The following is a 21,574-nucleotide window of genomic DNA, read 5'->3' on the forward strand; positions in this document are numbered from 1 at the left end:
GAAGCAGCAAAATATTAGTGAAGATGAAGTTACTCACTGGAGGAAAATTGCTGGTCGTCAAACTGCTTTAAAGGATGAACATTGTGTAATAGTCGTTCGCCCTGTCATTATAAATAAGAAGATATAGCCATCTGATACCGATATTGAATTGGTGTCAGATGGCTTTATTGTTTTAAAATTAGAAAAGCAGCGGATACAGTTTAAGCACACTTCTATTACTGTTCCTTGCTCCGTTTTTAAATAATATTGCTAAAAAATGCGAGATAGTTAGTTGATGATAGAAAATAGCTTTTAAATATTTTTGTGAATAAAGTTTAGGGGACTGGGGCTAATATTCATTTAATCGATTTAGACAAAATAATTTTAGCAATCAACTAATTATTAACCTAGAATTTAACACTGATAGAGCTTTAATTTTGTTCAGCTATTATATTAAGAAAGTAATAAAACAAATGTAAATGAAAAAGAACTGATTACATATAATCCCTTTAAGTAGGTGAACTTTATGCCTATTCTATCTATTTTTCTATATTATAGAAATTTTCTATGAAAAGATTACCTATATAACCAATCTAGTAGTAAAATTACCTTATTTTTAGCGTTTATTTATTGGTAATCTAGTTATATTATTGTCTTGTAAAGCAAATTACAGTTTGATTGGGATATTTAATCTTGGTAAATTTAGAAGTTTGCTTTCCCTATAATTGGTTGTAATTATTATTTGCGAGAACAATTTATACATATTTTAACAATTGAATAGCGCGATAATATTGTTCTCACAGAATAATATAATTTATTAGAATTCTGGAGGAATATACTATGAAGAAACAAAACAAAGGTCGTAAATTTTTCGCAACTACTGCAACAGCAGCACTTGTAGCATCAGCAATCGTACCAGTAGCATCGGCTGCCGAATTTAATGATGCAGATAGCATTTCATCTTGGGCAAAAGAAGCTGTACAATTTTTAACTGACAAAGGCTACATCCAAGGTGATGAAAAAGGGAACTTCAACCCAGCTGGTACGCTTACTCGTGCAGAAGCTGCTGAAATTTTATCAAAAGCTTTAGATTTAAAAGCTACAGGAACAGAAGATTTTTCAGATGTTGATGAAAATGACTGGTTCTATAATGCAGTACTTGCAACTTCACCAGAATTATTTGATGGTATGGGTAATGGCAGATTTGAACCTAAAGCTCAATTAACAAGAGAACAAGCTGCGAAAGTTATCGTACAAGGCTACCAATTAACAGGTAAAGCAGACCTTAGCCAATTCGCAGATGCTTCGAAAGCTTCTAAATGGGCTGTATCTTACTTAGAAACGGCTGTTGACAACGGCGTAATCAATGGTAAAGGTTCATTATTAGCACCACAAGATAAAATCAGCCGTGAAGAATTCGCTACTATGGTAAAACGTACAATTGATGCAACTGTGAAAGAGGTAACACCAGCTGTAGCATCTGTAAAAGGGTTAAATGCAAAAGAGCTTGAAGTAAAATTCAACACAGCTGTTGATGCAAAAGATGCGGCAATCACAACGAAGTATGCTATTGAAGGCGTAGCTATCACAAGTGCAGTAGTGGCTGAAGACGGCATGTCTGTTACTTTAACGACTGATAAGGAGTTAAAATTAACTAACGGAAAAGTGACTGTAAAACCAGTCAAAACAAAAGCAGATGCTAAAGTTTTAACTGAAGAATTTAACAATTTATTAACTTTTGCAGATACAACACCTGTTAGTGTGAATACTGTAGAAGCAAAAGGTACTACAGCAGTGATCACTTTCGATGAGCTTGTACAAAATGAAGGAACAGTAAGCTTAAATGGTACTGAACTGTCAAAAGATCGCTATACTTTATCTGGTAAAAAATTAACAATTACTGGATTGACAGCTGAGCAAACTTATAAAGTAGATATTGTTGGTGCCACTGATTTCGCGAATAATATCGCGAATCCTATCGCTGTGAACTTCACAGTTGCTAAAGCAGATGTAGATAATTCAAAACCAACTGTTTCAACAGCTGTAAACGGTACAGAAATTACGTTTGATTTCTCAGAAGAATTAATGAAACAAAAATTTGTTGTAGATGCTGATGCTTCAGTTGAAGGGTATGCGAAAGTAACTGTAGGATCAACTGTTTTCTACTTAAAAGATGCTGATTTGAAAGATGTAGCTGATAAAACTGTATTCACGATTGATGCGAAAGCAGTGTTAGGTTCATCAACATTTATTAATACAAATATTAAAGTAGAAGGACAAAAAGATGTAGCTGGAAATGCTGGAGACGTATTTGAGTTCAATGCTATTCTAACTAAAGATACAACGCCTGCTACACTTGTCTCTGCTTCTACAAAAATGTTAGTAGCTGATGATGTGAAGGTAACTACAGATGTAGATGCTTTATACCTTACTTTTAGTGAGCCTGTCAAAGTAGATGGTATTTTAACAATTAAAACTCAGAACGGTATTGCTTACACTGCTGGAAAAGAAATAGCGGTAAAAGACGTTAAAGGTACTGGTTACGATGTAGATGGTAATGGCAAAATTGAGGGTGCAGAGAAAAACACAGTTAAAGTTGACATTGATTTAGATAGCAATTCAACATACACATTTGAATTATCTGCTGGAGCAGTGAAAGATTTATCTAAAAACGTGACTGCAGAGACGATTACATTTAATGTTACAACTGGAACGTTCGAAGCTACACCTGAAACGCCTACAGATTCATTAGTATTTGGAGCTACACCAGTTGTTGTAATAAATAACAATGTATTCACTGTTGAATATGCTACAGATGTGACTGCTACAGCAACAAATGCTGCTAACTACACACTTGGCGGAAAAGAGCTACCTGCTGGAACTCAACTTCAATTTGTAGATGGTACTAAAAAAGTACGATTCACTTTACCTGAAGGTTCTATTACTGCTAATGGTAATTATGTACTTGAAGCTAAAAATGTAGTTGATACAAAAGGAAATACACTTAAAAATGGGAAAGCTACAACTCAAGTAACACTGAAAGAAAATATTGTCCCTGTAGCTTCTCAAGTAACAGTAGTAGATAATAAAACATTTATCGTAGACTTCTCTGAAAGTATTGTAAATGAAGCTACACCAACAGGTTTAACAGTGAAAATTGCTGGCTCTACTGTGAAAATTACTGCTGCTGTTGTAGAAAACGGTAAACTTAAAGTGACAACTAAAGATCAATATGCTTTAACAGATAGCATTGTAGTAGAATTCAAATCAACTAACTTAGCTGATGTGAATAACAATAAAGTAAAAGACGGTTCTATTTCAAAATAATTCAACCTGTCAATTATAAGAAGCCCTGTAGAGATATCTCTACAGGGTTTTTAGTTTTATGATAATCTATGAATTTTATTTATAAGGGAACTTTTGCGGAATAGGCCCAAAAGCAATCCAATGGTATTTGAAAAATCTGCCCATTAACAGCACAATCATCCATGTAATAAATAGAGCAAAGATAAAGCCGCCAGCACTCCATAGGTGATAGAGGACACTATTGCCGCCAGTACTAATTTGTCTGTAAAGGAAAAGGAAAAATGGATGCAATAGATAGACGCCAAATGATACTACTCCTAAGTTTATGAAACCGTTGACCCATGCATGGTTCCATTTATTATAGATCCAATAAGAAAGCTGTAATAAGACGATACAGGCTGTTAAAGATTGGAGCTGAAAAACTAGTTCAAATATGGTGCTGTTCACTAAATAGGTTTGTGACGAAAAAACATAGTAATATAAATAAACATTATAGATAGTAGATAATAGCCCTACACACCATATAAAAAGGAGGGGGATAGGAAAATTTCCTTTTTTTAATTGAAGCCATCCTTTATATTTTTCAAAATAAATACCTAAAAATGCACCAGCTAAAAAATAGCAAATATAAGAGAAAGAAATACTCCCTCTATAGGGATACTGCCAAAACTCTGCATTTAATAGAATAAAGGCCCATTGAAGAACGAAGCCAATCCAAATTAGATGAGGAGATAGGGCTGGCTTTTTCTTTAAAACATATAAGAATAAAGGGAATATAAGATAGAACTGTACAATGATAAAAATATAATATAAATGAGTGTACGCTTTTCCTATTAATAGTTTTTTGAGAAATTCAACACTAAATAAAGCATGCCATGTGGATACTAAATCATGTGTCACATAAAATTGCATGGCTGTATAATAAAAAATAGAAAAAAAGAGATAAGGGATGAGAATTTGTGTCACTCTTTTTTTATAGAAACGAATGATAAGCTCTTTCGTTAGTTCTTTTTGTATATAGTTGTAAAATAAAACGAATCCGCTTAAGAAAATAAAAACAGGAACAGCGAATTTGGGAAAAATATTGAGAAATACATATAGTGGATAAAATTTTGATTCATTAGATAATGCTGTAACTGGTGTACTAGTAGAATGGATGAGGAGTACAGCAAGAATGGCTAATGCACGTGTAATATTTAATTCATTGATATGTGCTCGCTTCATATGATCATCTCCAAAAGTTGATTATAGTTTTCAGTTCCCAAAATGCTGCCTACATACTCTATGGGTATGCTTGTTAATGTTAAATTAGACAAACATTATCGTCTGAATTTGTTTAAAGTGAGCAAGTGGGTCGTTCATGAATTACTATAAATGGCCATTATGTCAGGGAGATGTCAGCCAAAAAAAAGCTACCACGCTTTATATGCGTAGTAGCCTTTGTATCATTGATGATGACTATCAATATTTTCTGGGAAATAAAAAGGGGAATGAGATAGTATATCAAACCTTTTTAAATTTAAATCGAATAGCTTATAAAGTAACAAGAATTCTTCCTCTTGCTTGGCCTCTCAGTAAAAGAGGTAAAACATTTGGAAGTTGCGGTAGTGTGACCTCTTGCTGAATGAAATTGCCAAGGTTTGCTGGTTTAAAATCTGTCGCAAGGCGCTGCCAGATGTTTAAGCGAATATCCATTGGACAATAAACAGAATCAATTCCAAGTAAATTTACCCCTCTTAAAATGAAGGGGAAGACACTTGTAGGAAGCTGTGTGCCTGCAGTTAAACCACTAATCGCAACAGCACCTCCGTATTGAATTTGACTTAATAAAGAGGCGAGTGGCTCTCCGCCAACAGAATCAACAGCAGCCGCCCATTTTTGTTTACCTAATGCTCTAATCTTCCCATCATAAACTTCTTCCCGAGTAACGATTGAAGTAGCCCCAAGATTATTTAAAAAGTCCTGTTCAGCTTTTTTTCCTGTGCTTGCTTCTACTTGATAACCAAGTGTTGAAAGAATAGAGACCGCAAAACTACCGACACCACCTGTTGCGCCAGTAACAAGAATTTTTCCTTTTTCAGGGTTAATGCCATTGTCCTCTAATTTTTTGATAGACAATGCAGCCGTAAATCCTGCAGTACCAATTACCATTGCTTCCTTGAGTGAAAGCCCTTTTGGAAGTGGCACAATCCATTTAGCAGGGATACGAGCATATTCACTAAAACCACCAAAATGGGAGACCCCTATTTCATAGCTAGTCGCAATGACCTCATCACCTTCGTTAAAGCGAGGGTCTTCAGAGGAAACAACGACTCCAGCTAAATCAATACCAGGAACAAAAGGATAGGAAGTAACGATTTTACCATCAGGAATAGAAGCAAGACTATCTTTATAATTAATGCTTGAATAATGAATCTTAATTAATACCTCACCTTGTGGTAGGTCTGCTAATGTCAATTCGTTTACTTTAACTGTAAATTCTTCCTCTTGATTGACAACTAATGCTTTAAAACTTCCTATTGTCATAGTAAACATCCCCTTATCATTTAATTCCAATAAACAGTAACAAAATTATTCTGACCGGTCAATATAAAATTGGAGTTTACCTATTCTTCCTGTATAATAGCTTTAACTTGATTCAGTATATGTTTTTGTATTGTTATGTACAGAAATCCCTCTCATTTATAATGGGAGATAGCCGTTGAATCCTCATAAAGCCGCCAGCGGATGTCACAGTTTTTTGAAATGAGCTTTCGAGCAAAATCAAAAAAATCTGGATGCATTGTTTCTTCGCGTACAAGCGAAGCGTCAGCGGCAATTACACTGAGGCGTAATTGATTAAATCACCGGAGGCATCTATGAAAAAGAAAGAGGAAGAACGTAAAAAACAAATTATGAAAGCAGCCTTTAATGCTGTTTCAAAGTTAGGTTATGATAAAGTTACACTACAAGACATAGCCGATCATGCCAATGTTTCAAAAGGGGTAGTTCACTACTACTTTACAAGTAAACAAAATATATTATTGGCATTACTGGAATCCACTACGAGCAAAATCTATAGTGTTGAAATACAAGAAATAGGCAAATATCAAACAGCTATAGAAAAGCTTCAAGCCTACTTAAACGCTGTTTTTGTGTCACCCCAAGATAATAAAAAGTTTTACAGAGTCTATTTAGATTTTTTAGCCAAGGCAAACGGCAATGAGGATTATAAAAGAATCAACTTAAAATTTTATGAGAATTGCTGGGGAATTGGTCAAGAAATTATTGAATTAGGAAAAAGGGAAGGTGTGTTTAGCCCAAACATTGATTCCTTAGCCTCTGCAAAAATGATGAGAGCAATGATTGATGGTTCGTTAATACAATGGTTAACTTGTGATTTAGAAGAACAGCATAAATTTTATAAAGAAACCTGTTTGAATAGTATTGTGAAATTATTAAAATAGGGATAATAAAGCCTAATTACTATTGTAGTAAGGCTTTTTTTATGTAGAAAAAAAGGGGTTGATTTGAATAAATTAGAAATTATTTATCAATATATTATCTTTTTTGCTAAAATTACCGTCTTAATTTTCAAAAAAAACAATGGAAATAGAATATTTTTAATATTCATTTTGGTAGTTTATGTAAAATAATCGCTTAAAATAGGAAAAATTTGTTTTAATATTCACTGAAATAGCGTTTATGCAATCGTTTATACAAGTAAATATCTATGTTTTCAATAATTTAAACTGTATAAAAATTAAAAATAATGTCGAGTTGAGTCAGTATATCATTTTCTTTATACTGTGAAAGTAATTATCGGAGAGGAGAAATGATCATGAATAAAGAAGTGACAATTATTGGGGTACCCATGGATTTAGGCCAAACTAGAAGAGGGGTAGACATGGGACCAAGTGCTATTAGATATGCAGGGGTAACGGAACGACTTGAGGACCTTGGTTATTCCATACATGACGAAGGGGATTTAACCATTGACATCGAACAGGAAGATAAAGAAATAGAAGGAAAGACAAACTTAAAAAATTTAAAAACGGTCACAGAAAGTAATGAAAAACTAAGCCAGAAAGTAGATCATGAAATTTCCTTAAAACGTTTTCCTTTAGTTTTAGGTGGAGATCATAGTATTGCGATTGGCACATTAGCAGGTGTCTCAAAGCATTATGAGAATTTAGGTGTCATTTGGTATGATGCACACGGTGATCTAAACACAGGTGAGACATCTCCTTCAGGAAATATTCACGGTATGTCTTTAGCTGTAAGTTTAGGTCTTGGCCATCCTGCACTAACGAATATCGGAGGCTATGCGCCCAAAGTTAAGCCTGAAAATGTTGTGATTATTGGTGCTCGTGATTTAGATCCAGGTGAAAAAAAGCTTATTAAAGAAATTGGTATTAAAGTGTATACGATGCATGAAATCGATCGTTTAGGGATGACAACTGTAATGTCACAAACAATTGATTATTTAAAGGAGCGTACAGACGGTGTTCATTTATCTTTGGATTTAGATGGACTTGATCCAAACGATGCGCCAGGTGTAGGAACCCCAGTTGCAGGTGGTATTAGTTACCGTGAGAGCCATTTAGCGATGGAAATGCTATCAGAAGCAAATATCATTACTTCTGCAGAGTTTGTTGAGACAAATCCAGTATTAGATCAATATAATAAAACGGCAATTGCTGCTGTAGCTTTAATCAGCTCTCTATTCGGTGATACATTACTGTAAACAAAGGATAGTGACATCATTTCTCTCGTAAAGGAAGAACTTTTCTTAGACTATAAGGTCGCCACAACCAAATATAAGAAAGTAGCTCTCCCTAAATAAAGTTTACTATAGAAAAAGCAAATGCTCTAGCACATCAATAGCCTTTATTTTGTCAGAAAATTGACAGTTTATAAAATATATTAACTTGAACATCTATCAATTATTTAAATTTCAAATAGTTATCTGTCGTGCACGAAAAAAAGAAAGTGCTTACAAGATAATTAGTGTAAGGAGTTTTTTATGGCAGCAGAACAATATGAATTGAAAAGAAGTATGAAAGCTAGACACTTATTTATGATTTCTCTCGGAGGATGTATTGGAACTGGTTTTTTTCTTGGCTCAGGGTACACCATTAATCAAGCGGGGCCAACCGGTGCCATTCTAGCTTATTTAGTAGGCGGAGCAGTAATGTATTTAACAATGCTATGCTTGGGTGAATTATCTGTTGCTATGCCAGTATCTGGTTCATTCCAAACATATACGACGAAGTTTATCGGTCCTGCCACTGGTTTTGCTGTTGGCTGGCTGTACTGGCTAGGCTGGGCAGTAACTGTTGCACTCGAATTTTTAGGTGCTGGACAACTTATGCAAAGGTGGTTTCCTGATTCTCCAGTATGGATGTGGTGCCTAATATTTGCTGCACTGCTCTTTGTCTTGAATGGTTTATCTGCAAAAGCCTTTGGCGAAGCAGAATTTGTCTTCTCAAGCATTAAAATTTTGGCCATCCTGATGTTCCTTGCGGTTGGGGGAGCAGCTATGTTTGGGCTGATCGATATGAAAAATGGAACAGATGCCCCATTTCTTACTCATTTTTATGAGGGTGGTCTTTTTCCAAATGGTTTAACAGCACTGCTCATTACCATGATTACCGTGAATTTTTCATTTCAAGGTACAGAATTAATCGGTATTGCTGCTGGAGAGAGTGAAAATCCCGAAAAAACAATCCCTAAATCTATTAAACAAACCGTGTGGCGTACGCTGTTCTTCTTTGTGTTATCTGTCTTTGTATTGGCAGCTATGATTCCTATGGATAAAGCGGGTGTTGTTGAAAGTCCATTTGTTGTTGTATTAGATAGTATAGGGATTCCGTATGCAGCAGATATTATGAATTTTGTTATTCTAACAGCTTTATTATCGGTCGCTAACTCGGGTTTATATGCTGCAACACGTATGCTGTTTTCTCTTTCCGTTGAAAAGATGGCAAGTCCATTGTTAGGGAAGGTGAATAGAAGAGGAATTCCAATGAATGCATTATTGATTACCCTTGCTGTTGCTGGTTTGTCATTATTGTCAAGCGTATTTGCCGCTAATACCGTATTTGTGTGGCTTTTATCCCTAGCAGGTTTAGGTGCACAAATTGGGTGGATTGCAATTACCGCTTCTCAAATTGCATTTAGACGCTCCTATTTACGCCAAGGAGGAAAAGTGGAGGATTTAAAATTCAAAGCACCATTCTATCCGGTTATTCCTATTTTAGGATTATTGGCAAACTGCATCGTTATGGCAAGCTTGGCTTTTGATCCAGCTCAACGATTAGCCCTTTACTGTGGTGGAGCTTTCTTCATTGGCTGTTATATTGTTTATTATTTAAAAGTGAAAAAAGTTACAAATTTAGTAATAAACCAACAAGAAGTCCAGTTAAAATTAGATCAAAAAATGTATCTTTAAGTAATAAGAGTAGCTGTATTATGTGGCTACTCTTTTCTTTATTAATAAAGAACAACAAGGACGAAACTACCAAAGAATAGTTCCAAAATAAAACGAAAAAATTTATCGTTTTTCGATAAAAAAATATTGAAATAGGATAATTTATCGTTTATTCTTCATACAAGAATAAATTTAGTTTTGAGCTAATCTGAGGTGGATTCATGTTAAAAAATTTTGTTAAAGATTTAGGAATCTTTACGTATCAACAATCGTTATCCTGTATTTTTCCTGTTGTAATATTTATTACACTTGCATTTTCTAGAGCTGTTCCAATACCAGGTGTAGCAAGATACGATTTCATTCTAGTCATCTGTCTATTGACGCAATACTTGATGTATAGATTTGGATTAGAAACAAAGGATGAAATAAAAGTCATCTGTCTGTTTCATATTATTGGACTTGTGCTAGAACTGTATAAAGTAAATTTTAATTCTTGGTCTTATCCTGAAGAGGCGTGGTCAAAAGTGGGAGGTGTGCCATTATATAGTGGATTTATGTATGCTAGTGTGGCGAGTTATATTTGCCAAGCCTGGCGTAGATTCGATTTGAAAATCGTGAGTTGGCCAAAAAGTTATGTAGCCATTCCACTAGGAGCCATGATTTACTTCAATTTCTTCACCCATCATTTTATTTATGATTTTAGATGGCTGTTAATGGCATTACTTTTTGTGGTGTTTTATCGAACAATGGTCAAATTTAAGGTGCGAAATAAAATCTATCAAATGCCCATCGTTGCGTCTTTCTTTTTGATTGGCTTTTTCATTTGGATTGCTGAAAATATCGCTACTTTCTTTGGGGCATGGTCATATCCTAATCAAGAGGTAGCATGGTCGATTGTGCATTTTGGCAAAATAAGCTCTTGGTTTTTACTTGTAGTCATTAGCATTCTGATTGTTGCACAGCTTAAATTATTTTATCGAGATGCAGGTGAATAAATAAAGTGCATAACTAACTTTCATTTCAATATTTGAAAGTTGTACCCATCCCTTTTCATAAAACTGTCCCTTTTTTAGAGGGCAATCCTGCTGTAGACTCCTCTTTAGTAGAGGATAGGGGGATAAAAAGATGAAAACAGACATTCGAATGCTGCAAAGAGCTTGTACAGATGAAAAACAAATTCAACCATTTTTAAAAGACGCACAAACCGCTTTTCTTGGTTTAGTGGATCAACATACACCATATGTTCTGCCACTAAATTATGTCTTCAAAGATGGGAGTTTTTATTTCCACGGTGCCAATGAAGGCAGGAAAATAGACATCCTAACAGCCAACCCAAATGCATGTATTTCTATATGCGAGAATTATGGAACAATGGTAGATCCCATTCCTGCTAACACGGATACAGCTTATATGAGTGTCATCGCAAATGGTTTGGTGGAAATTGTCACAGATTTAGATGAGGCTACTGTGGCAATGCAGGCAATGCTTGATAAATATGTCCCAGGTTATTATCACGCCCCTTTGTCGAAAACACATATCGAAAAGTATCAATCATCACTCGGGAGTAAGACGCTTGTTCTGAAAGTAAGGCCAACCAATTTAACCGTAAAAGAGCATAAATTAAATGAACAAATGCACTATTATTCAGGCAGAGTGGTAACACAGGATTTGAATCGGAAATCTACTACTGTGGCGACCAATTGAACAAATTAAATATCGAATAACGATAAGGCTTGGGATTCAATATGGAAAGTAGAGTTGGAAAGAGGCTTTTTCCATCTCTACTTTTTTATTGCGCTTTAAATAACCTATTCTTATTAATAGATATAGCTATTCGTAAGTGCTATAATGCCTGTGAAAAATCATTGGAAATTGTGTAAGTAGAAGGAGAGGACAATTCATTTGAATATTTTAGTTGTTGACGATGAAAAAGAAATTGCAGATTTAATTGAGTTATATTTAAAAAATGAAAACTACCATGTATTTAAGTACTATACAGCTCAAGAGGCTCTGGCGTGTATTATGCGGGAAAATGTGGATTTAGCTGTTCTCGATATTATGATGCCAGAGATAGATGGCTTTACCATTTTACAAAAAATCCGAGAAACATTTAATTTTCCAGTGATTATGCTTACGGCAAAGGAAGAAGAGATTGATAAAATAAATGGATTTTCTTTAGGAGCAGATGATTATATAACAAAGCCATTTCGTCCATTGGAATTGGTTGCTCGTGTCAAGGCACAAATAAGAAGATTTACATTGTACAACCAAGGTTCGAAGCAAACAGAAGATATCATTGATTTCGCTGGTTTGATGATCAATCAGAACACACGGCAGGTCTTTTTAAATGAAAGACAGGTATCCCTAACCCCTACGGAATTCGCAATTCTATGGTATTTGTGTACAAATCGAGGGAAGGTCATTAGTTCAGAGCAATTATTTCAAGAAATTTGGGGGGACAAGTATTTTAACAGCAATAATACCGTAATGGTTCATATACGACATTTAAGGGAAAAAATGAAAGATTCTGCGGAAAACCCAAAATTTATTAAAACTGTTTGGGGAGTGGGGTATACCATTGAAAAATGAGTTTGGCGGATTGAAGAGGAAGATGATTTTACAAATCGTTTTTATTCTTATTATAGCAATCATAATAGGTTTTATAATCAACTTTGCATTCATTGATGGTGTTTTACAAGCTCCCTTTGCAGATGCTTTTATAGCCTTTTGCGAAAATGTCTTGCAGCTCGATTACTTTGCTGCACAAAATGCCTACAATGTGTTATTTCAACAAAATAAACCTCTTTGGCTTACTATAGGATTTATCCTATTATTGTTGATCATTTTTTATATTGCCCTCTCTCGTTTTACTCGTTATTTTCATCAAATTAGTAACAGTATCACTATGCTTGCAGATGAGTCAGAGAAGGAAATTCATCTTCCGACAGAGCTCGATTTTTTAGAGAAGAAATTAAATGATGTGAAATATAAATTAGAAAAGCGTGCAAGGGATGCACAAGAAGCAGAACAACGTAAAAATGATCTGGTTGTTTATTTAGCCCATGATATTAAAACACCCTTAACATCTATCATTGGTTACTTAAGCCTTTTAGATGAGGCAAGGGATATGCCTGTTGAGCAAAAAGAAAAATATGTAACGATTACATTAGAGAAATCCTATAGACTAGAACAATTAATCAATGAGTTTTTTGAAATCACAAGATTTAATTTACAATCCATCGTTTTAGAGAAAGACCTTATTCCTCTTAACTATATGTTAATGCAAGTAGCCGATGAGTTTTACCCATTGTTAGCACCAAAGGGTCAAAAAGCCATCGTCAATATAGATGGAGAGATGACTATCTATGCAGACAGAAATAAATTAGCAAGGGTATTTAATAATATTTTAAAAAATGCAATTGCCTATAGTGAACCCAATAGTACAATCGAAATTAGTGCACAAAATGAAAACAATCAAACGTTTATTTCATTTAAGAATACAGGGAAGACCATACCGCCTGAAAAATTAAAGATGATATTCGAAAAGTTTTACCGTTTAGATAGTGCAAGGTCTACACAAACGGGTGGTGCTGGACTTGGTTTAGCCATTTCAAATGAAATTGTGCAAGCCCATGGAGGGACGATTACAGCTACTTCTCATCACAATCAAACCGTGTTCATAGTTATGATTCCAGCCAATTCTTAAGAAACCTTAAGAATTCACTAATAGTTAATTAAAAATAAGCTCCTTTTTTTATGGTTCAATAAAAGCATAAAGAGAAGGAGTTGTTTTTATGTTCACAAGAAAAGGTATTGTAAGTATATTGTTCCTGTTCATGATCGTATTTGTTTATTTGATATTGAAAGAAACACCTGTAACATTACGTCAGGAGATGGTTGATTCACCAAAAGTAATATCGACGATGAGTAGCGATATGCTCAATATCGATTTATATAGTTCTAATGCCATTTTAGTGAATTTAGATGAAAATCAAGTACTATTAGATAAAAATAGTGAGGAAGTCATTTATCCTGCATCTTTGACGAAAATGATGACTGTTTTAGTCGCGATTGAGCAAATTCCAAGCTTACAAGATGAAATCGTTTTACCTAAAAACATCTTTAATGATTTATACGAGGAAAATGCTTCAGTGGCAGGTTTTCTTCCGAATGAGAGGTTGACGATAGAGGATTTATTGTATGGTTCCATGCTGCCATCAGGTGCAGAGGCATCCATTGGTTTAGCTGAATATGCTGCTGGTTCAGAACGGAAATTTGTAAAGCTTATGAATGATAAGGCGCAGCAACTGGGAATGAAAAATACTCATTTTATGAATACAACAGGACTGCATCATCCAGATCATTATACAACTGTGAAAGATATGTCACTACTCTTACAATATGCCTTAACAAATGATGAGTTTCGAAATGTTTATACAGCAGAAAGATATTCTATTAAGTCAACGAACCTTCATCCGGAGGGTATTACATTTACTAATCGAATGTTTCAGCATATGACATCAAGTGTATTGCCAGGAGGGAAAATCCTAGGTGGCAAGACGGGTTATACAGAGGATGCAGGATTATGTTTAGCAAGTTTAGCAACTGTTAATGGACAAGAATATGTGTTAGTGACAGTAGGAGCTGAAGGAGGTCCTCGGACGGAGCAATATAACATTACGGATGCATTTTCTGTGTATAGTCAATTGTAAAACTGGTGACTATTTTCTATATGTTTTAATTTTCAATCTTTTTGAAAATGCTATATAGTGAATATATTCATCTTGAAGGAGAGGGTACTATGGGAAGATTAGTTCATTTTGAAATCCATGTAAATGATATGGAGCGGGCAAAGCATTTTTATGGGAAAGTATTTGGCTGGTCATTTCAAGACTGGAGTGACTATGCAGGCATGCCGTACTTTGGAGCAGTGACAGGTGAGGAAGATGAACTTGGTATTAATGGTGCGTTAATGCAACGACAAGGTCCACCACCAGAAGTCAATCAAGCGTTGAATGGCTTTGCTTGTACCATGGGTGTCGAAAGTTACGATGGAACAGAAGCCAAAATTCTTGAAAATGGTGGCAAAGTAGCTATATCGAAACATGCTTTACCTGGGATGGCATGGCAAGGCTATTATATCGATACAGAAGGCAATATTTTTGGCATTCACCAACCTGATAAAAATGCAAAGTAGCATTCGCTCCATAGTCGAGGGGTAATGCTCAAAAATGGGGAAGCCGCTTCAGTTGGAGGCTGCGCTGGGAAAGTGAGGAAGTTGCTTAGAAAAGATTGGTCTCGGCTCATTGGAAGAGCGACCTCCTTATAAACATGAAGAAACCACTCCAAAGCTAGAAGACTGCACCTGATCAAAAATAAACTTTTCTCACAACCATCTACAATAGTAAATCTCACTATAGAATGGTGATATTTGTAAATATATGATGTTTTGTTTTGTAAAATTTGGTATGGTTAAATTATGGAAATGTTAAATATCTACATATGATCAAGGAGTATTTGTGATGAAAAAGAGAAAGTGTTTATTTAGTTTAATCGCATCCATAGGGTTATTAGCATCTTGTAGTAGTGGTGAGGTTGAGCCTGATACGACGAATGAAAAAATGTATATTTCATCTATTCAAAAAAAGGAAGCCTATGAAATTCAACAGCCTGCAAAAAGTAATATTGCGCGAGGCTTAATGGTTAACAATATGAATAATGCGTTAAATATAAATGAAATAGAGAGGGGACTCATGGATTTATCTGTGAATCATTTTGCAACTGAAAAGCATTATTTGCAGGAAGGTCAATATTTGGATGAGCAAATGATTAAGCAATGGTTAGCTAGAAAAACAGAGGAAGGTATTGGCTTGAATCCAGCCATTGAAACTAGAACTGGTGATGTTTTAGAGGATGAGAAAAAGTATCCGCTAATTCTCTCTCATGTAGTAGAACATAATTTTATTCATAAGGAAAGTAACAAGCTAGAGGGAATGTCGATTGCGATATCGTTAAATGAATTTTATGATATACGTGTATCGGATGACAAAGGGTTAATTTACACAGGACAAGTGAAAGTAGATCAAAATGATGATGATAGCAATGATGTGAAAAATTACGGCAAAAAAATAGCTGGCAAGATCATTCAGGATATAAGAAACAATAAAAAGATACCGGAAGTCCCTATTTATTTAACTTTATATCAGGAATCCAATATAAATGATATTATTCCTGGCTTATTTTTAGCTGAAACCTTTATTGCAAAAGGAGAAAATACTATAGCAAAGTGGTCTGAGATTGATAAAAAGTATTACTCATTTCCATCAGAGGCATTATATAGCTTAGATCAAAATATGTATAATAAATTATTAATTTTTAAAGAAGATATTCAAGCAGGGTTTAAGCATTTAAACCCTAAAATTATAGGGAGACTTCGCTATGAAGAGGGCAAATTAACAGATATTAAAATGGAAGTACACGCGCCGCTAATCAATGATACGGAATTAGTAGGCTTGTTACAACTGATTAGTACAAATTTAAATACGATTTTATTTGAGTACATCCCTATTACCGTTCGGATCATTGATCAGAAGAAGGATGTGGGAATTGTTCTATGGGAACCGACAGAAAAACAAATTTTCGCAAATCCTATCTAACTATCATGTAAAAAGTCGTCGCAACTCAAATGAGAGACTCATGATTTTCCATGAGGCATAGTAAACGAAAAGTAATAAATAGCAATCAAAATAACAGGTCCTCATTCATTAGGTACCTGTCTTTTTTTGTATGTAAAGGATTTGGTTGCAATATTTAAAAAGTAAGCCTATTATGAAAATGATAATCATTTTCAATTAAAGAGAGGAGAATATAACAATGAGAAGACATCTTATTATTGGCATGCATATAGCTGTACATGGTAATCATGGTAAGAAGGGTGCATTACTTGATGAACATATTGCATTTGCACAGCGTGCTGAGGAAGCTAAATTAGATTTTTTATTTAAGGCTGATTATTTAGTAGCACATCCAGAATTAATGGCTAAAACAAAAGGAACGGTTGGCTTAGATCCTAGCTTTTTAATGGCAACGGTGGCACGAGAAACTAAGCAGATTGGTTTAGTGACTACCATCTCGACATCCTTTATACCACCATATTTGATTGCACGTCAATTGCAATCGTTGAATTGGATTAGTGAGGGACGAGTAGGCTGGAATATCGTCACTTCCATTGATGGGGCCAATAATTTCAGTAATGAACCTATGGCTTCATCAGAGGAGAGGTATGCTAAAGCCTCAGAATGTATAGAGGTCGTGAAACAGCTATGGCATAGTCATCCCTATGAAGTATTGGAAACAAATGGTGATTTAGAGAAAATAAATGAGCTTGTCAAGCCGATTGAGCATGAGGGTGAGTTTTTCCATATTAATGGCCCTTTAAATCTACCTATGCATCCAGCAGGAGATATACCATTCTTCCAAGCAGGTGCATCGGATGTAGGTCGTCAATTTGCGGCTACTGTTTCCAATGCGATTTTTGCAGCGACACCTGCTATGGAGGTGGGTGTTGAAATGCGTAATGACTTGCGTAAACGCGCAGTTGAGGTTGGTCGTTCAGCCGATGATATTCGGTTATTACCAGGGCTCTATTTCTTTATAGGCGATACATATGAGGAAGCACTCGAAATGTACCGTCAAGCACATGCACATTTAACACTTGAGCGTCGCTATAGTGCTCTAGAATCAGTGATAGGCATGGATATTCGTCATTTGGCACTGCAAGATCAGATAACGGCTGATATGCTGCCGCCAAAAGATCAAAAAGTACGTAGTAAAACACATGCCGATTTGGTGCGTCGTTATATTATCGACAATGAACCAACTGTTGAGGTATTGCTTGCACGTCCAGAAGTAATTGGCTCAGCTCACCTTGTGGCAATCGGCACACCACAGGACATTGTCAATCAAATCATTACTTTTTATGAGGAGGGTGCATTGGATGGCTTTATTGCTGTACCGGGTGGACCTCCGAAATCTTTAGATTTATTCTTTAGTGATGTAATCCCTATGCTAGTAGAGCGGGGGCTATTCCGTGCTGAATATGAAGGGAGCACATTACGTTCCCATTTAGGTCTAGATGTACTATTACCCAATTAATAGATGAAAAAGGTGATGTCAACGGCAGAAACAGTCATTTTGAAAGGCGAGGGGTTGATTTCTGTTCCGCCAGCGTCCTTTCCAGGGGCGTCCGATAAGCCGCTGCTCCAATCCACCATGTGGTAAAAGGATAGACTCTTATTTTCGATGTGGAGAAGTGATGAGTGACAACACCAGTAGTGAATACCTTCACTTTATTTGAAAAACTTTGCTAACAAGAAATATTTTTATAGAGTGGAAGGCTACTTGACTCCCGTAGGATAGCAAGACAGGCGAGCCTCGGCGCTCGCCCACAGGAAAGCAAGTAGCCTGCAACGGAAATCCTTTTTCACCTTTCACAAAAATTCTATGGATCGTTTTGTTTTTCAACACTATGAAAGGGCAAAGATATAAACTTTGCCCTTTCATGTTGCTAGAAACTCATTCGAATATTTATAGGGTAAAGATATGGTGATTCAGGCTGTTCAATTGTTACCCAATCATCAATATGAATAACGGGTAGGCTTGCACCCTCATAAGTTGTTTGACCGATTGTACCGATTACCTCAATCCATGTATCCTCTTTGATAGTTGGAACCTCAGGAAATTCTGTCAAAAAGCCTACGATACTTGCATCAGCAACACAATGGGTAATAAGGAATCTTGAAACCACTAGTTGCTTTTCTGTAAAGCTATCTTCTTTCAAAACAAAGCCTTTTAACTGGATTTGCTTCCCTAAATAGTTTGCTAGATGTTGATGCATGTCCTCGTAATAAATCGTATAATCCTCATCTGTCATTTTCAGCATAGTTTGTTGAGATAGCTGTTGCTTTAATTGTTCATATTGCTTTTTTGTCATTTCCTGCTTTTCCTCCATTAGTTTAGGGTCAGGATCATGCTCGTCATAGATATTTTCATCAATCGTTTCATTTGAAGTGAGGTAATCCTCAATTTTGGATGGTTGACTTTGCTGAGTGAGAAAGAAGGCCCCACCCTTTTTATCAGCGATTGCAGCATCTAAAATTTTGGCAGGCACGAAGAAGCCCGTCAAAATCGGTGTCATAATAATAAGATAGGCTAGCCATTTTTTGCGTGTAAAGACTGAATGACCATGGTCATGATGTGAACAGCAAGCATGTCCACTGTCGTCGCAATGATGGGTCGTCTGGGTAAATGATATGACTCTTGTTAGCTGAACAAGAAACAGTATAAAAAATAAAATGGCAGCTGTTTGGCTAAGGCTTTCATATTTGGGGTTAATGAATTTTGTTAGTTCCCCGGTCCAATGCAGGCTCGCAATCATAGCTGAGAAAGCAAGTAGAATAAGGGCTCTTAGCGCTTGCTGAACGTGAAATTTCATGGTTTTCCCCCTTAGAGATACGGTGAAAGAATCCATATACTAATATAGACAATGATAGCCACTAAGGCGGCTAACCAGAAGACAAATTTGAAGCGAAATACGCTCATTAACATAATGGTATTTTTCAAGTCAATCATGGGACCAAAAACAAGAAATGCAAGAATGGATGGGGTTGAGAAAGTAGCACTAAAGGATGCCCCAATAAAGGCATCTGCCTCCGAGCAAAGTGAAAGAATAAAGGCTAAGCCCATCATGACCAAAATAGAGGAGGATACGCCATCTCCAATTTCTACGAGTATTTTGGTAGATACATAGGTTTGGACAAAAGCAGCTAAAAATGCCCCAATAATTAAGTATTTGCCCATATCAAAAAATTCATCAATGGCATGTTTGAACATATTGAATAGTTTTGTGACAAAGGATGTTGGTTGGTTAGCTGTTGCCAATGAATGAGGTTGTAAGGAGCTTTTAAATTGTGAACCTTTAAAAAACAAGCTAATGAGTAATGCTACGACAATAGCGATAACAAAACCTAGCAGCATTCGTAAGCTGGCTATTTTCAAATCATTTCCAAATGCCATATAGGTAGAGAGAATAACGATTGGATTAATGAGTGGGCCAGTTAACATAAAGCCTATAGCTGCATGTATCGGTACACCTTTGGCAATCAATCTTCTCACAATAGGCACGATTCCACATTCGCAGGCTGGAAATAATGCGCCTACAAGACAGCTCATGACAACGGCCATTACCGCATTTTGAGGAATCCACCTTTGAATATGTTCCTCTGTGATAAAAATCTGAATAAAGCCCGCAATGATGATACCAATTAACACAAACGGTAATGCCTCAATTAAAATACTTAAAAAAATAGTATGCAGACTGAGTAAAGAGGAACTTAAATCACTTAATGCTGAGATATTGAATAACAGGAATGGTAGCAAGCTTACTAATAGCATGAAGATGAACCAAAAATTCAATACATATCTTGAAAGATGGAGACGTTCCACATGTACCTCCTTAAAGTGTAATGATTACGTTTTAAAATATGCAAGTGGTACTGCAAGTATGACTTTTACTATGTAAAAAGAAAGTAAAAGCTGGTCACGAACATTCTTTTACTTTCTTTATTATTGATGGACATCCTTATTTCTATATTGCTTAGGGGTGATACCTGTAAATTTCTTGAAAACTTTTATAAAATAGCTTTGATCTGTGAAATTAAGTAATGAACCAATGTCTAAAATGGGGTAGCTTGTATAGGTTAATAGCTTTTTTGCCTCTTCAATCCTTTGTTGCTGAATATATTCACTAAAGGAAATCCCTACTTCCTTTTTAAACAAGGAAGAAAGATAATTGGGGCTTAAGTGGCAAATTGCTGAAAGTTGATTGAGTGTTATTTCACTATATAGTTGATTTTCGATCGAATGGATGCAGGTTGTAATGGGTGCTGAATATTTGTTTTGCTTAGCTTGTGACACACGACGTGTAAAATCATAAATAGCTTCCTCCATTAACGAAAGAATGTCGATTAAGCTGCTTTGATCCTCAAGTTTTTGAATGTAAAAATCACTTAATGTAAAGGCTGTTTCTTCATTTAATCCACCTTCAATAGCAGCACGACAAATTAGTGCAATTCCTGTAATCATCAAATATTGTACACTTCTTAAATGATTGTGCTTTGAAAGCACTCCAAGTTGTGCTTGTCCGACAATGGAATAGTTCAAGACTTCGTTTAATTTCTCCATCCGCCCATTTTTCACATTGTCTAACAATATTTTTTCATAGTAAAGATTTGTATGCACACTATCTTTTCTTCTTGCATAGGAAAGTTCAAGCGCAGTATGTCCCTCATGACGAATAAGGGGCTTTAACGCGTGGTTGTGGTGAATCACAGCTGTTTTAGATATTTTTTTTTGGTAGATTGAATAATAAACAAATAAACTGATGGCTAAGCATTGCTGATAATGGAGAGTAGGAAACAAATCAGGCTCATGATAAATAGTTGATTTTATAGTGTCTTCTATTACTGGTGAAAGGGACGGTCCAACAACAAGCGCCCCTAAATATTGATTGTCTACTGTTAAGTTAATATAAAAATAATTGCATTCAGCTATAGAGAAAAAAATAGGATAGCTATTTGAAGTCGTATGATATGGGTATGTTTTTAGCTGTTCCTTTAGAGAAATATAGGATGGATTACTGGTATATTCTGCTGATGAATATTCAAAAACTACTTCTCCCGCTACATTAATATAAGAGACAGGGAGATGATGTATTTCAGAAATTAGTTGACTTATATATTGAAGATCGATAGTGGATATTTTCACATTTCTGCACCCCCGTTCGTAATAATACTATCAAAATGAAAGCAGTTTCAATTT

17 protein-coding genes are annotated in these 21,574 nt (G+C 35.6%); 12 read left to right on the forward strand and 5 right to left on the reverse strand.

What is annotated here, in order from left to right; genetic code table 11:
* The first annotated feature begins 819 nt into the window (after positions 1-819).
* Complete coding sequence (locus tag MHI22_RS23000; protein ID WP_340812679.1) at positions 820-3,306, forward strand: S-layer homology domain-containing protein; 2,487 nt, start codon at positions 820-822, stop codon at positions 3,304-3,306.
* A gap of 75 nt (positions 3,307-3,381) precedes the next feature.
* Here MHI22_RS23000 and MHI22_RS23005 read toward each other — a convergent pair whose 3' ends face one another.
* The gene (locus MHI22_RS23005) at positions 3,382-4,509 is read right to left on the reverse strand and encodes an acyltransferase (protein ID WP_271912686.1); all 1,128 of its coding nucleotides are present in this window, start codon (positions 4,507-4,509) and stop codon (positions 3,382-3,384) included.
* 309 nt (positions 4,510-4,818) lie between these two features.
* Positions 4,819-5,811 (reverse strand): NADPH:quinone oxidoreductase family protein, encoded by a 993-nt coding sequence (locus MHI22_RS23010; protein ID WP_340812680.1) that lies wholly within the window; start codon positions 5,809-5,811, stop codon positions 4,819-4,821.
* Between the two features lie 332 nt (positions 5,812-6,143).
* Between MHI22_RS23010 and MHI22_RS23015 the strand changes: the two genes are divergently transcribed.
* The 11 genes from MHI22_RS23015 to MHI22_RS23065 all read left to right on the forward strand — a co-directional run bounded on the left by MHI22_RS23015 (position 6,144) and on the right by MHI22_RS23065 (position 17,851).
* Complete coding sequence (locus tag MHI22_RS23015) at positions 6,144-6,731, forward strand: TetR/AcrR family transcriptional regulator (RefSeq protein ID WP_036127086.1); 588 nt, start codon at positions 6,144-6,146, stop codon at positions 6,729-6,731.
* Between the two features lie 374 nt (positions 6,732-7,105).
* Positions 7,106-8,011, forward strand: a complete 906-nt coding sequence (gene rocF, locus MHI22_RS23020; RefSeq protein ID WP_058843353.1) for an arginase — start codon at positions 7,106-7,108, stop codon at positions 8,009-8,011.
* A gap of 279 nt (positions 8,012-8,290) precedes the next feature.
* Positions 8,291-9,718 carry an amino acid permease gene (locus tag MHI22_RS23025; RefSeq protein WP_271912692.1) on the forward strand — a complete coding sequence of 476 codons (1,428 nt, stop codon included), beginning with the start codon at positions 8,291-8,293 and terminating at the stop codon, positions 9,716-9,718.
* A 200-nt stretch (positions 9,719-9,918) separates the two neighbouring features.
* A complete protein-coding gene (locus MHI22_RS23030; RefSeq protein ID WP_058843355.1) occupies positions 9,919-10,692 on the forward strand; it encodes a DUF817 domain-containing protein in 774 nt (257 codons plus the stop codon).
* Between the two features lie 130 nt (positions 10,693-10,822).
* Positions 10,823-11,401 (forward strand): pyridoxamine 5'-phosphate oxidase family protein, encoded by a 579-nt coding sequence (locus MHI22_RS23035; RefSeq protein ID WP_058843356.1) that lies wholly within the window; start codon positions 10,823-10,825, stop codon positions 11,399-11,401.
* Between the two features lie 192 nt (positions 11,402-11,593).
* Positions 11,594-12,286: a VanR-ABDEGLN family response regulator transcription factor gene (gene vanR / locus MHI22_RS23040; RefSeq protein ID WP_197412989.1), complete on the forward strand. Its 693-nt coding sequence runs from the start codon at positions 11,594-11,596 to the stop codon at positions 12,284-12,286.
* A 22-nt stretch (positions 12,287-12,308) separates the two neighbouring features.
* Positions 12,309-13,403 carry a sensor histidine kinase gene (locus MHI22_RS23045; protein ID WP_170829796.1) on the forward strand — a complete coding sequence of 365 codons (1,095 nt, stop codon included), beginning with the start codon at positions 12,309-12,311 and terminating at the stop codon, positions 13,401-13,403.
* Between the two features lie 88 nt (positions 13,404-13,491).
* The gene (locus tag MHI22_RS23050; RefSeq protein WP_058843359.1) at positions 13,492-14,409 is read left to right on the forward strand and encodes a D-alanyl-D-alanine carboxypeptidase family protein; all 918 of its coding nucleotides are present in this window, start codon (positions 13,492-13,494) and stop codon (positions 14,407-14,409) included.
* Between the two features lie 89 nt (positions 14,410-14,498).
* Entirely contained in the window at positions 14,499-14,894 is a 396-nt protein-coding gene (locus tag MHI22_RS23055; protein ID WP_036127069.1) for a VOC family protein, read from the forward strand.
* A 325-nt stretch (positions 14,895-15,219) separates the two neighbouring features.
* Complete coding sequence (locus tag MHI22_RS23060) at positions 15,220-16,353, forward strand: CamS family sex pheromone protein (RefSeq protein WP_101966346.1); 1,134 nt, start codon at positions 15,220-15,222, stop codon at positions 16,351-16,353.
* A 211-nt stretch (positions 16,354-16,564) separates the two neighbouring features.
* Positions 16,565-17,851, forward strand: coding sequence for an NtaA/DmoA family FMN-dependent monooxygenase (locus tag MHI22_RS23065; RefSeq protein WP_369802718.1), 1,287 nt, complete (start codon positions 16,565-16,567; stop codon positions 17,849-17,851).
* A gap of 412 nt (positions 17,852-18,263) precedes the next feature.
* Here the strand turns inward: MHI22_RS23065 and MHI22_RS23070 are convergent, their stop codons facing one another.
* The 3 genes from MHI22_RS23070 to MHI22_RS23080 all read right to left on the reverse strand — a co-directional run bounded on the left by MHI22_RS23070 (position 18,264) and on the right by MHI22_RS23080 (position 21,520).
* A complete protein-coding gene (locus MHI22_RS23070) occupies positions 18,264-19,190 on the reverse strand; it encodes a TIGR03943 family putative permease subunit (protein ID WP_036127048.1) in 927 nt (308 codons plus the stop codon).
* 11 nt (positions 19,191-19,201) lie between these two features.
* Positions 19,202-20,200 carry a permease gene (locus MHI22_RS23075; protein ID WP_340812681.1) on the reverse strand — a complete coding sequence of 333 codons (999 nt, stop codon included), beginning with the start codon at positions 20,198-20,200 and terminating at the stop codon, positions 19,202-19,204.
* A gap of 120 nt (positions 20,201-20,320) precedes the next feature.
* Complete coding sequence (locus MHI22_RS23080; RefSeq protein ID WP_340812682.1) at positions 20,321-21,520, reverse strand: helix-turn-helix domain-containing protein; 1,200 nt, start codon at positions 21,518-21,520, stop codon at positions 20,321-20,323.
* Between the last annotated feature and the right edge of the window lie 54 nt (positions 21,521-21,574).

The organism is Lysinibacillus sp. FSL L8-0312 (genome assembly GCF_038003285.1).
Taxonomy (GTDB): Bacteria; Bacillota; Bacilli; order Bacillales_A; family Planococcaceae; genus Lysinibacillus; species Lysinibacillus fusiformis_D.

Coding starts and splice junctions, on each gene's coding strand:
- MHI22_RS23045 (WP_170829796.1), top strand. CDS start 12,309: ATGATTTTACAAATCGTTTTTATTCTTATTATAGCAATCATAATAGGT.
- MHI22_RS23010 (WP_340812680.1), bottom strand. CDS start 5,811: ATGACAATAGGAAGTTTTAAAGCATTAGTTGTCAATCAAGAGGAAGAA.
- MHI22_RS23050 (WP_058843359.1), top strand. CDS start 13,492: ATGTTCACAAGAAAAGGTATTGTAAGTATATTGTTCCTGTTCATGATC.
- MHI22_RS23015 (WP_036127086.1), top strand. CDS start 6,144: ATGAAAAAGAAAGAGGAAGAACGTAAAAAACAAATTATGAAAGCAGCC.
- MHI22_RS23060 (WP_101966346.1), top strand. CDS start 15,220: ATGAAAAAGAGAAAGTGTTTATTTAGTTTAATCGCATCCATAGGGTTA.
- MHI22_RS23005 (WP_271912686.1), bottom strand. CDS start 4,509: ATGAAGCGAGCACATATCAATGAATTAAATATTACACGTGCATTAGCC.
- MHI22_RS23070 (WP_036127048.1), bottom strand. CDS start 19,190: ATGAAATTTCACGTTCAGCAAGCGCTAAGAGCCCTTATTCTACTTGCT.
- MHI22_RS23055 (WP_036127069.1), top strand. CDS start 14,499: ATGGGAAGATTAGTTCATTTTGAAATCCATGTAAATGATATGGAGCGG.
- MHI22_RS23000 (WP_340812679.1), top strand. CDS start 820: ATGAAGAAACAAAACAAAGGTCGTAAATTTTTCGCAACTACTGCAACA.
- rocF (WP_058843353.1), top strand. CDS start 7,106: ATGAATAAAGAAGTGACAATTATTGGGGTACCCATGGATTTAGGCCAA.
- MHI22_RS23025 (WP_271912692.1), top strand. CDS start 8,291: ATGGCAGCAGAACAATATGAATTGAAAAGAAGTATGAAAGCTAGACAC.
- MHI22_RS23035 (WP_058843356.1), top strand. CDS start 10,823: ATGAAAACAGACATTCGAATGCTGCAAAGAGCTTGTACAGATGAAAAA.
- MHI22_RS23030 (WP_058843355.1), top strand. CDS start 9,919: ATGTTAAAAAATTTTGTTAAAGATTTAGGAATCTTTACGTATCAACAA.